Consider the following 12,320-nt stretch of genomic DNA (forward strand, 5'->3'; position numbering starts at 1 on the left):
GCAGCCAATAAAACTGCTACGCTTAAAAGTCTAACTTTTTGGGGTCACATCATATTATAGAGGTTTCCTTATTTTTTGTTATTATAATGTCTGAACACTGTTGAACACGTTATTCATCTTGCTACCGATAGCTGTTTCGTAGGCACTGGAACGATTGTCCATAGTATCAGTGACATACATATAATGTTTGGCAGTTGTAGAAAAATCTTTATGTCCAGCAAACATTCTGATTTCTTCATCTGTAAGAACTTTAGATGCTCCCATGTTAGAAATGCAAGTTTTGCGAATGCTATGATTTCCCTTTTGTGGTGTTTTTAACATACGATTTAATCTTCGCAGTACATTATTGATTGCATCATTGTTCATTCTAGTTCCATCTTTCGTAAGCATCAAATATTCAGATTTAAAACCACGCATTTGGTTTGCTTGAACAATCATTGAAAAGAATACTTTTGCTTCTTTTATCAAATAAAGTTCTCTATCCGAATTTATACTTTTTAGATATGGAGAAATTTCATATCCATTTCTTCTGATTTTCCCATTCGACAGTTTTTCATATACTTTAATTTCTTGTCTTTGAATATGTACTGTATCTTCTTCAAAATCAGAAACCTTTAAAGCTACAACTTCTCCGACTCGTAAAGCTAATGCGAAGTTTAAGCACACTGCTAAGTAAGCTGTATTTTTTGTTTTATAGTATTGCTTTATTGCTAATTCTATAAGTCGTGTTTCTTCGTCATTGACAAATACTTGTTCAGTTACAGCTTTTGTAGGGTTAACAGAAAATTTTTTTCGTGATATATTACGAATTAAACGTGATATATTTTGGGTACAAATTTTCTTTTCAATAGCATAATCAAAAAGCATATTCAACAATGACTTCATTTCTTTAAACTGACGTGCAGTCAAATTATATTGTGTAATTTTATTAAGATACCAAGTTTTTAAAGTTGGCACATCAATTTTTAAAATTTCATTTTTTATGAATGCATCATTTCGACGTAATTTTTCATTGCGGAATATATAGTTTTTTTCAATATTATCACCTCACAAATGATATAAAAAATGTTTATTAATTTCTCTAACAAGCTTGCAATGCTAATATTATATGGTACTAAAATTGAGTAGTCTATTAGCAAAAGAAAACGAAAATTTTAAGTTGGAAATCAAATAGTCGAGTTGGTTCTCGAAATAATAGAGTGCAATAATTTTTTTTTAATGAATATAGAAATCATCATTTTATTAAAAATCGTTAATGCTGTGAATTGTCTTTGTGCAATTTGCACAAAGCAAACTTACGATAATGTATCAGTTTGAAATTCATCTAGCAAATAGAACATCATTAGTGTATACTTGCTCTATAAATTGTTATTTGTAGAGAGAAGATGATTGTTAAATGAGAATTGCTGCGTATCAATTTGCTGTATCTGGAAATATTAGTGAGAATTATAAAGAAATAGAAAAAGCAATATATATCGCAAAAACTGAAAAGGTTCAGTTGCTTATATTTCCAGAATGTTCATTAACAGGGTATCCTCCGAGAAATATATCTAATGCGTCATGTGTTGATTTTAATCTTGTTCAGATAATGTGTGATAAACTTCAATCAATAGCTAACAAAAATGACATTTCATTTATTATTGGAACTATATTTAAAGAAAAAGAAATATACAATAGAGCAATGTTGTTTCAGCCTAATAGTCAAATTGAGTTCTATGATAAGCGTGCCTTGTGGGGATGGGATAAGGATAATTTCACAAAAGGCAGTAATAATGGAATATTTGAAATGGAAGGGATAAAATTTGGAATAAGAATTTGTTTTGAAATCAGATTTCCTGAATTCTTTCGAGAACTATACAAAAGAAATACAGATATAAATCTAGTTCTATTTTATGATGTAGCAGATATAGATGATAACGAAAGATATAACATGATTAAAGGACACTTACAAACTCGAGCAGTTGAAAATGTTACTACCACTATTTCTGTAAATGCTATTTCACCATTTCAAACGGCTCCGACAATGGTCCTTGGAAAATCGGGGCAGTGTATAAAAGAATGTGTTAGAAATAAACCTGAACTTTTGATTTATGATTTTGAAAAGACAGAGAATGATTTCGGCGAAAATGGAAGGATATCAATATCTGATATGTTGATTGAATAGAGTGCAATTAATATTTCAAGACAATGAATTGGTTAACTTCCAGTTTGTGAAGTTGAACACCTTTTTGAACACGTTACGATAGAAGTACACTGAAAGCCTTTCTGTTATTCGGTTGGTTTGTGGGGCAATGGGTTCAAGTCCCATCTTCCGCATTATTTAATGGAGCGGGAAGCCTGATAAATCAAGGCTTCCTGTTTTTTTGCTTATAACCAGATTTTAGTTACAGCATGTATCTACGCTTTAAAAATATTATGTAAAAAGCTTCTTTCGCCAGCCAAATACAACTCTGGAAAAAGAAGCTTTTACATTCTTTTCTACTCTTTTATTTTTGCATACACAACCTTCAACAGCTTATTGTGTGGATTCTCAATCGGGTTTAATTCAATGCTCCTAAACTTCTTTAAGAAGGTAGAAAGTTTACTACACTGGTAATTTCGTGGGTCAAAGCCCGGAATACGTTTGCTCAGATTGATTCCAAGCTCAGAAATATTAATCCAGCCATTTTCCTCTGCATTGCTCCGGATAATGGAGATTACCTCCTTTTCAATATCCGAAAGCTTCGGAAGGTTGTCATTGTCCCCGGCATCCTTTTCCGAAGATGCATTCGTATTTCTTCTTGTGGTGGCTGTGCGCTGTTTTTCCTCTGCTTCTTCCTTATTATAAAGTAAATCAAGATACTTGAAATTCTCACAGGCATTTACAAAGGACTTCGGTGTCTTCTCTTCTCCCATTCCGATTACCATCATACCAGCTTCCTTTAAGCGCATGGCAAGTTTGGTAAAATCACTGTCTGACGACACCAGACAGAAACCGCTGACTTTGCCGGAATAAAGAATATCCATGGCATCTATAATCAATGCTGAATCAGAAGCACTTTTTCCTGCAGTATAATTACACTGCAATTCCGGTGTCAGAGCATACTCCTGCATATTTTTCATCCATGCAGATACGCTCGGATTCGAATAATCTCCATAAACCCGCTTATAAGTAGCCACCCCGTAATTGCTGACCTCATCCATAATTAGTTTCACATATTTATTGGATACATTTTCTGCATCAATCAGCACTGCTAATTTCGGTTGTTCATTCATACTATCTGCGCTCCTATTTCTTTAAGTGTCCCGTCACTACTACACGAATCAGATTGGTGGTACCGGAAATACCCAATGGAATTCCAGCTGTAATAACCGCCAAATCTCCATGCTGTACATATCCATGCTGTTCTGCGGATTCCATTGCATTATTAAACAATGCTTCTGTATCCGTCTCTTCCTGTATCATAAGTGGTGTTACGCCCCAGGAAAGATTCATCTGATAATAACTCTTTTCCGATGGGGTACAGCCGATAATTGCACATTTCGGACGATATCTTGAAATCATGCGGGCAGTCTTGCCGGATTTGGTTACCGTAACAATTGCTGCCGCATTGATGTCAATGGCAGTCATACAGGTTGCATGGGAAATGGCATCGGTTACATCCGGATTATCAATCTTCTCCAGCTGGCGGAAACGTTTCTCATAGTCAATATCATTTTCTGTATATTCTGCAATCTCTGTCATGGTTTTTAATGCCTCCACCGGATATTTTCCGGCAGCAGTCTCACCAGACAGCATAATTGCACTGGTTCCATCATAAATAGCATTGGCTACATCGGTTGCTTCTGCTCTGGTCGGACGCGGATTCTTCATCATGGAATCCAGCATCTGTGTTGCCGTAATAACAACCTTTTCTGCATGGTAAACCTTTTTTATAATTTTCTTCTGAATTGCCGGAACTTCACGAATCGGAATCTCCACTCCCATGTCTCCTCTGGCAACCATAATGCCATCTGACACTGCCAGAATCTCATCAATATTATCTACACCCTGACGGTTTTCAATTTTAGAGATAATCTTAATGTCATTGCAGCCCTGCTCTGCCATAATTTTCCGTAACTGCAGCACATCATCTGCACAGCGTACAAAAGATGCTGCAATAAAATCTACACCCTGCTCAATTCCAAATAGAATATCGGAGCGGTCTTTCGGGCTGATATAAGGCATGGACAGATTTACATTCGGTACATTAATTCCTTTGCGGTCTGAAATCACACCGCCATTTTCTACTTTACAGGTAATCTCAGTTTCTGTCACATTGGTTACCAGCATTTCAATCAGTCCATCATCGATCAGAATTCTGGTTCCGGCTTTGACATCATGTACCAGATTCTTGTAAGTAATAGAGACCCGCTCTTTATTTCCCATAATATCATTGGTGGTGAGTTTAAAGGTATCTCCCGGAAGCAGTTCTGCTCTGCCACCCTCCAGCTGTCCAATCCTGATTTCCGGTCCACTGGTATCAAGAAGAATTCCAACCGGTCTGCCCAGTTCCTTACGCATCTTTTTTACACGATCCATGGTTACTTTATGTTCTGCCTGTGAGCCGTGGGAAAAGTTAATTCTTGCCACGTCCATTCCATTTTCCATTAACTGTTTTAATACTTCATCATCCTTTGTTGCCGGTCCTAATGTACATATAATTTTTGTCTTTCTCATATTCTGTCCTTTCCTGCTACAAGCCCTCTATCTTCTTTTATTCATTTATACTTCTTTCGTCTTTTCCTGTTCCTCTTTAGAAGAAGTCGCATCCTCTCTGCCATGATGCTCATACCACCAGCATGCAGCAACTGCTGCCGCTGCCATAATGCCCATAAGCGCTACTACAATATCCTGTGCCATATTTTATTATCCTCCTATCACAGTTATGACCTGATATTGTACGCAAAGAAACCTATGCTCCTCTGCGCACAGGTAAATTGCTTCTAACTTGTGATAGTCAGCCCTTCGCTCCATCCTGATGATGGATATAGCCTATAATGACACTCCTGCTGTCCAAAACATCCTTTGATTTCCGTAATTCAAAGTTCCAGCCGTCTTTTGCCTGATTTTCAGGCAATACTGCTGCCAGGGATAATGCTGCTCCTTCCAAATCGTTGTTTTTCTCCGACAATCTGCGGTATCCTGCTGTAATCCTGCCGGTCTCACGATTTCCCAAAAGTTCTTCAGTACAGCTCTCTGATGGTCTGGATAAATGTGCTGCCTGTATGAAATTCTGGTTCGCAGTATCTTCACATACAAAGGAAGAATCTATGTTGATATTTTCAACATACATTCCTGAAACCGTCATAATAACAGCCACTATGAGACTTATCAGCTTTTTCTTTAAACCTGTTATCCTCATTGTATTCTCCCTGCTTACTGTGCAACTGCGAAAACACGCTTTACAGGAAAGCAATTTCCTGTAAAGTAAAAAAACTGGCAGGAGTAACTCCTGCCAGTTGCGTTGCTACCCGTCTGCTTACGCTCATTATAAGCATTTCGCTATTGAAATGCAAGAAACGAATAGACAATTATTCTTTTTTTACATAATCTTTACTTATTAACTACCGGATACGACACCAAGTTCCAAAAGCCTTCTCTTTGCCTGCTGCTGATTCTGAAACTGTATGCCTGTAATGCCAAGCTTTTCTGCCGTCTCTATGTTTTCCGGACGGTCGTCTATGAATACACATTCCTGTGGCACTAAATGGTATCTGTCCAGCAATAGCTTATAAATTTCCACTTCCGGCTTGATGCACTTCACCTGATAGGAAAAGATTGCTCCGGTAGTCTCCTTTTCAAAAGAAAGTTCTTCTGTTGCTTTTTCATAAGTGCTCTTTGGAAAATTAGATAATATATAGGTATGATATCCATTTTTCTCAAGGCTTCGTATCCACCGCACCGTATATGGATAAGTACGAATCGTCTCTCCTACATGGTCATAAAAGAGTCTGATTTCTCTTTCATAATCCGGTGTTTCCTTGATGCATGCAGCAATAATCTCTTCATCCGGCTTTGCTCCCCGGTCGAATTCGTTCCAGGTTACGGAACGGACGGTAGCATCCGCCACACATTCAAAAGTTTCCCCCTCAAAACCGAGCTTATGAAATACTTCTTCCCAGCAAAAGTCTACCAGCACTTTTCCTACGTCAAAGATTACATTTTTTATCATCACAATCTGCCTTTATTCTTAACGATAAATGATATCATTTCTTCCCGGTCCGTTAGAAACCATGGTAATCGGATATCCAATCTGTTCTTCAATGAATTCTACATATTTACGGCAGTTTTCCGGAAGGTCTTCGTATTTCTTAATTCCACGGATATCTGTCTTCCAGCCCGGAAGTTTCTTTAATACAGGTTTTGCTTTTTCAAGCTTTGTGGTTACAGGGAAGTCTGTGGTTACTTCTCCGTCGATTTCATATCCTACGCAAACCGGAATCTCATCTAAATATCCTAAAACATCTAACACTGTAAATGCTACATCGGTAGTTCCCTGCATGCGGCAGCCATATTTACTTGCCACGCAGTCAAACCATCCCATACGTCTTGGACGTCCTGTGGTTGCACCGAATTCTCCGCCGTCTCCGCCACGTTTTCTTAATTCATCCGCTTCTTCGCCAAAGATTTCGCTAACGAATGCACCTGCACCAACAGCAGAAGAATATGCTTTACATACAGTAACAATTTTCTTAATCTCATATGGTGGAATTCCTGCACCGATTGCACCATATGCAGCCAATGTAGAAGAAGATGTTACCATCGGATAAATTCCGTGATCCGGATCTTTTAAGGTTCCAAGCTGTCCCTCTAAGAGAATGTTCTTTCCTTCTTTGATTGCTTTATCAAGATATAAAGAAACATCACAGACATACGGAGCAACCATATCACGGTACTCATGTAATGTATTTAATAATTCAGTTTTATCCAGTAATGGTTTGTGGTACATATGCTCCAACATAATATTTTTCATTTCACAGATACGGTCTACCTTTTCTGCCAAAGTATCTTCATCGAAAAGTTCACTTACCTGAAAACCGATTTTAGCATATTTATCTGAATAAAATGGTGCAATACCTGACTTGGTTGAACCGAATGATTTCTTGCCAAGACGCTCCTCTTCGTACTGATCAAAAAGCACATGATACGGCATAACAATCTGTGCACGGTCAGAAACCAAAAGCTTAGGTGCCGGTACATTACGGTCTGTAATAGACTTCATCTCATTGAAAAGCTTCGGGATATCAAGTGCAACACCATTTCCGATAATACTTGTGGTATGTCCGTAGAACACTCCTGATGGAAGGGTATGTAATGCAAATTTTCCGTAATCATTTACGATAGTATGTCCTGCATTTGCACCACCCTGGAAACGGATAATAATATCTGCTTCCTTTGCAAGCATATCAGTAATCTTGCCTTTTCCTTCATCTCCCCAGTTTGCACCAACTACTGCTGTAACCATTTTTATTTCCTCCTTATAATAAGAAATATGTTCTTCTCGCTGCTCGCGTAACTATGAGAAACACGCTTTACGAGCTACTCGCGGAGCGTTTTTTACTTTACAGGAAAGCAATTTCCTGTAAAGCAAAAAAGAACCGGTGTAAAAACCAGTTCTCTGCTTCTTACTTTCTGATTATAACGAATCAGATATTATAAGTAAAGTCAATATTCCTTATACTCGGTATAAGTTTTACTTATGTTGTAATAATTTCAACAATTTTTCTGCTGCTGCAGTCAACGGAACCCTGTCATCTGAAACAATACAGAACTGTCTGGCAGGAATCTTCTTATTAAATGTAATCTGAAACAGTTCCCCCTTTTCAATTTCTTCCTGAGCAAAGTCCCTGACCACATTTGCTATGCCAAGGCTCCTTTTCGCAAACTGTATCAGCATATCGCTGGTGGCAAGTTCTATCTCCGGATGAATCACAACGCCTTCTCCCAGCAGAAATTCCTCTACATATTTTCTGGTAGAGGTATTTCCCTCCAGGCACATAACCGGCAGATGTTCCAATTCTTTATAGCTTAATTTACCGCCCTTTAAATATTCAAATTTTCGTCCTGCCACAAAGACATCTTCTATCTCACGCACCGGAATCACATGCATATTCTTCGTTGTCTCCATGGGCGTGCTGACTACACCAAAATCAATTCTACCGCTCTGCAGATATTTCAGTGTCTCCGGTGTCGGTGCATTGGTAACTGTAATTCTGATTTTCGGATACTGCTCATGAAACTGTTCCAGATAAGAAAGCAGATAAAACTGCAGTGTCATATCGCTGGCTCCGATACATACTTCTCCGCTGGTCAGCTCCTGCATTTCAAGGAATTTGCGTTCGCCTTCCCGGATGGTCTCATAGCCCCGCTGCACATAGCCGTAAAGTGTCTGCCCCTCTGCAGTCAGACGCACCCCTCTGGATGTCCGCATGAAAAGGGTGGTTCCCAGTTCCCGCTCCAAATTACGGATTGCCTGGGACACTGCCGGCTGTGAAACATTCAGTTCTTCTGCTGCCAATGTAATACTGTGAAGTTTTCCTACATAATAAAAAAATTTGTAATATTCTAAATTCGTATTCATGAGCGAATTATACCATAATTAAATTGATTTTTACATTGTCATTTTTATTTTACCAATGTATACTAATCCCGTTTCCAAAGAATATAGTACTTTTTTCTCATATAGTGCAGAACATTTCTGCAAAAAATTATGAAAGGAGCTTATAATTATGACGAAAGATATGACAACCGGAAATCCACTGAAATTAATTCTTTTCTTCTCACTTCCTGTATTGTTCGGAAATCTGTTCCAGCAGTTCTACAGTATGGTAGATACCATCATTGTAGGACAGTTTTTGGGAGAAGATGCCCTGGCTGCTGTAGGTGCAACCGGTTCTATTATGTTTCTGGTACTTGGTTTTGCATCCGGACTTGCCCAGGGATTCGGTGTTATGGTATCACAGGCTTTCGGTGCAAAGGATGAAAGCCGTTTAAAGCATATTGTTGCTTTATCCTTCCTCTTAACCATAATCATTTCCGTGGTTCTTACCGCATTGACTGTTACTACTTCCCGGGAGCTTTTAATCTTTATGAACACACCGGATAATATTCTTGATATGGCAGACTCTTATATCCGGGTTATCTTCTGGGGTATCATTACCAGTATGATGTACAATGTTGTTTCCGGAATTTTAAGAGGTGTTGGTGACAGCAAGACTCCATTATACTTCCTGCTGTTTTCCTCCGCTCTTAATATTGTGCTGGATTTATTCTGTATTGTAACTTTAAAACTAAATGTTGCAGGTGCTGCATATGCCACCGTAATCTCACAGGGTATTTCCGCTGTTCTCTGTCTTATTTATATGTACCGTAAATTCACGATTCTCCGCACCAGAAAAAGTGATTACTACATCGACCGCGTGACAACCGCCCAGATGATGGGACTTGGTATCCCGATGGCTTTGAACTACTCTCTGATAGCTGTTGGTTCCATGATTCTTCAGTCTGCAGTAAATGTATTTGGTTCCAGTGCTGTTGCAGCCTTTACTGCTGCATCCAAGGTAGAACAGATTTCTACCCAGCCAATGCCGGCTCTTGGAACCACAATGTCTACTTACTGCGGTCAGAACTTAGGTGCCGGAAAATACGAACGCATCTTCGATGGCATGAAGAAGGCCTTTGGAATCGCCCTTGGAACTGTTGCAATTGCTGCATTCATCTGTACTGTATTTGGCCGTTCCATTGTTTCCCTTTTCTTAAGCGAACCGACGGAAGCCATTTACAGTTATGCCACACAGTACTTAAATACCATCAGCTGCTTTTTCTTCTTTCTTGCTCTTATTTACCTTTATCGTACTTCTTTGCAGGGACTTGGAAAAGGTATCATGCCTATGGTCAGCGGTATCTTTGAAATGATTTGCCGTGTCGGTGTCGTATGGCTCCTTTTAAATCCATATGGATACTGGTCAGTCCGTCTGGCAAGCCCGGTAGCATGGATTGGTGCCGGTGTACCACTTATGATTTCCTATCTTGTTTGGAAGAACCGGAAAAAGAAACAGCTCTGCAGTCAGGCTGTATAAAATCCTGTGCCTGCAATGCTGCAGCAGAAAAGAAGCCCCATTCTGAATAATCAGACGATGGGGCTTCTACTTTACTTATTACTTATTTCCTATTCCAGTTTATGCAACCGGATTTCCGCACTTGGTACAAAACTTATTTCCAGCTACAAGCGGAGCACCACATTTACTGCATACCGGCTGTACTGGCTGCTGTGGCTGTACTGGCTGGCTCTGGAACTGCCCCTGCTGTGGCGGCATTGGCTGTCCCTGGAACTGTCCCTGCTGCTGTGGCGGCACTGGCTGTCCCTGGAACTGTCCCTGCTGTGGTGGCACATTTCCATACATATTCTGCTGTGGCATTCCCTGATATCCGTTCATCATTTTCTGTCTGATTAATGGTTTCTCAGCCTGAAGTACGTTGATAATAATCAACAGATCCAACACTACAATTGCCAGAATAAACAATATATTAAATATAAATCCGGCTGTAACTTTCGCTGTACAGTAATTATCTGTTGCCTCCTTATTTACTCCGACGCAAAGTGCAATCCAGAAAATAAAGTCAACAACAGCACAGCTTCCGGATGCGATTGCAGCAATTTTATCTTTTAATACGCTCTTTAAGCACCAGAGAGCCAGCATAGCGATTGGAAGCAGCAGCATTATGATGCAGATTATTTTCGGGTCTGTTACACTTTCACCCTCTATCTTAATACCTGTCATAGCTTTAAAAGCGCTGATTTTAATATTTCCATATCCTGCACAGGATACCATAAATGATGGCACAAAGAAAAATACCATTAACAAAATAGATAACAGACGAATGATATTTTTCACATGAATGTGCTTTGTAAAATTATTTCCAGAATTCATTTTCTTCTCCTTTAGTTTCCAAACTGAGTTAAATTATCAGTTACTTCGTAAGTATAATCAACCTTCTGAGTTACAACCAAATCATTAAACATCTGTGCCCCATCTGTATAACCCTCAACATTATCCCATCCATCATCATACTCTAAATCAGTATATCCTTCGATATCACCATATGTATTAAAGTTCTGGCTTCCATCGGATAATGCCATAATATTTGTATATTTTACCGGGAAGTATACAACAGTTGGCTCAAATGCATTTTCTGCACTGGTTACAGTTGTCGAAAATACCAGATAAAGGACGTTCGTATCACCCCATGTATCACTGTTTTTTGCAACCAGATAATAAGAACCTTCATAACTGAATCCGGAATTTCCAATATAGGAATTGTTATTTGCAAAATATGCATCTAACGCATCTGTTGCTTCATTTTTCATGGAATCCAGATTGTCTGCTGAAATATCTGCAGCAGATGTTACATAAGAATCTACTCCGGATACAATATATTCTTTTGATGTCTGTGTGAATTTGTAACCATTTGCCAATGCATTCTCTTCTGATTCATCAACTGTTAAAGTTACGGTATCTCCGACATCAAGACTGTCATAATCTTCAAAATTGAACCACAGATAACGTAAATAGTCATCCTCTGAATTATTTGTCCAGTTTGGATATACATAAGGTGGTGTTCCCGAAAAGGTTACTTCGATATCTTCAAACGGATCAACTTCTTTTACTTCTTCCAGTCCTTCTACTGTAAATTCCTGTTCTTTGGAAAGAATTTTAACTCCTGCTTTTTTCTCATAATCTTCATCCCATGAAGCAGTAACAGTTACCACATCCCCATTTGACAGGTCTGAATCCGGTTTCACATCAAAAGTAATACTGTCAATCAAATCCCAGTTACTGCTTCCCATCACATCAGCAAGGTCACTCCAGTCAAGGTCATCAAGAGATTTTACATTTTTAAGTTTCTTTCCCTGTGCCTTGATAACAGCTTCACTGAATCCGGTCTCGTCGAAATCAACATATGCTGTTCCTGCTGTTTCATATCCGTTATACTCTACAGAAATATAATCGTTGATATTTACTTTCTTTTTCTGATTCTTCACTACCACAAGTGCAACAATTGCAACTACTACAACTGCAATGACCGCAATAAGCAATGCCCATAACTGTTTCGTCATCTTAAATGGTTTCTTAGGCGGGCGTGCCTGCTGTGGCTGTCCCTGGAACTGTCCCTGCTGCGGCTGTCCCTGGAACTGTCCCTGCTGTGGTCTTCCCTGGAACTGTCCCTGCTGTGGTCTTCCCTGGAACTGTCCCTGCTGCGGCTGACTCTGGAACTGTCCCTGCTGCGGCTGTCCCTG

General features: G+C 39.2%; 11 protein-coding genes and 1 pseudogene. 2 read left to right on the top strand and 10 right to left on the bottom strand.

Translation table 11 applies throughout. The features are described 5' to 3' along the window. Window positions 1-81 precede the first annotated feature (81 nt). Entirely contained in the window at window positions 82-957 is an 876-nt protein-coding gene (locus DWV68_RS11350; protein WP_118056839.1) for a tyrosine-type recombinase/integrase, read from the bottom strand. A 439-nt stretch (window positions 958-1,396) separates the two neighbouring features. On the opposite strand from DWV68_RS11350, the gene DWV68_RS11355 reads away from it, so the two are divergent. Further along, on the top strand, window positions 1,397-2,164 hold the full coding sequence (locus DWV68_RS11355; protein ID WP_118056840.1) for a carbon-nitrogen hydrolase family protein: 768 nt from the start codon (window positions 1,397-1,399) through the stop codon (window positions 2,162-2,164). Window positions 2,165-2,478: 314 nt separating this feature from the next. Here DWV68_RS11355 and DWV68_RS11360 read toward each other — a convergent pair whose 3' ends face one another. The 7 genes and pseudogenes from DWV68_RS11360 to DWV68_RS11385 form a co-directional block, all read right to left on the bottom strand. Next, window positions 2,479-3,255 (bottom strand): NYN domain-containing protein, encoded by a 777-nt coding sequence (locus DWV68_RS11360; protein ID WP_022243191.1) that lies wholly within the window; start codon window positions 3,253-3,255, stop codon window positions 2,479-2,481. 22 nt (window positions 3,256-3,277) lie between these two features. Then, window positions 3,278-4,699, bottom strand: a pseudogene (gene pyk, locus DWV68_RS11365) (pyruvate kinase); the annotation flags it as partial. Window positions 4,700-4,744: 45 nt separating this feature from the next. Beyond that, a complete protein-coding gene (locus DWV68_RS14450) occupies window positions 4,745-4,882 on the bottom strand; it encodes a hypothetical protein (RefSeq protein ID WP_156454686.1) in 138 nt (45 codons plus the stop codon). A 97-nt stretch (window positions 4,883-4,979) separates the two neighbouring features. Beyond that, window positions 4,980-5,384 (bottom strand): hypothetical protein, encoded by a 405-nt coding sequence (locus DWV68_RS11370; protein ID WP_118056841.1) that lies wholly within the window; start codon window positions 5,382-5,384, stop codon window positions 4,980-4,982. Between the two features lie 198 nt (window positions 5,385-5,582). Next, entirely contained in the window at window positions 5,583-6,194 is a 612-nt protein-coding gene (locus DWV68_RS11375; RefSeq protein ID WP_118056842.1) for an HAD family hydrolase, read from the bottom strand. 18 nt (window positions 6,195-6,212) lie between these two features. After that, window positions 6,213-7,487 carry an adenylosuccinate synthase gene (locus DWV68_RS11380; RefSeq protein ID WP_118056843.1) on the bottom strand — a complete coding sequence of 425 codons (1,275 nt, stop codon included), beginning with the start codon at window positions 7,485-7,487 and terminating at the stop codon, window positions 6,213-6,215. 228 nt (window positions 7,488-7,715) lie between these two features. Then, window positions 7,716-8,603, bottom strand: a complete 888-nt coding sequence (locus tag DWV68_RS11385; RefSeq protein ID WP_117698476.1) for a LysR family transcriptional regulator — start codon at window positions 8,601-8,603, stop codon at window positions 7,716-7,718. A 148-nt stretch (window positions 8,604-8,751) separates the two neighbouring features. Here DWV68_RS11385 and DWV68_RS11390 point away from each other — a divergent pair, with 148 nt between their 5' ends. Then, window positions 8,752-10,101 carry an MATE family efflux transporter gene (locus DWV68_RS11390; protein WP_118056844.1) on the top strand — a complete coding sequence of 450 codons (1,350 nt, stop codon included), beginning with the start codon at window positions 8,752-8,754 and terminating at the stop codon, window positions 10,099-10,101. Between the two features lie 99 nt (window positions 10,102-10,200). Here DWV68_RS11390 and DWV68_RS11395 read toward each other — a convergent pair whose 3' ends face one another. Together DWV68_RS11395 and DWV68_RS11400 are read right to left on the bottom strand one after the other, a co-directional pair. Next, window positions 10,201-10,953 carry a zinc ribbon domain-containing protein gene (locus tag DWV68_RS11395; RefSeq protein WP_118056845.1) on the bottom strand — a complete coding sequence of 251 codons (753 nt, stop codon included), beginning with the start codon at window positions 10,951-10,953 and terminating at the stop codon, window positions 10,201-10,203. Window positions 10,954-10,964: 11 nt separating this feature from the next. After that, on the bottom strand, window positions 10,965-12,320 hold a 1,356-nt coding region (locus DWV68_RS11400), incomplete at its 5' end, for a hypothetical protein (RefSeq protein ID WP_197420855.1).

The organism is Roseburia sp. AF12-17LB (genome assembly GCF_003479605.1).
GTDB classification, from domain to species: domain Bacteria; phylum Bacillota; class Clostridia; order Lachnospirales; family Lachnospiraceae; genus Roseburia_C; species Roseburia_C amylophila.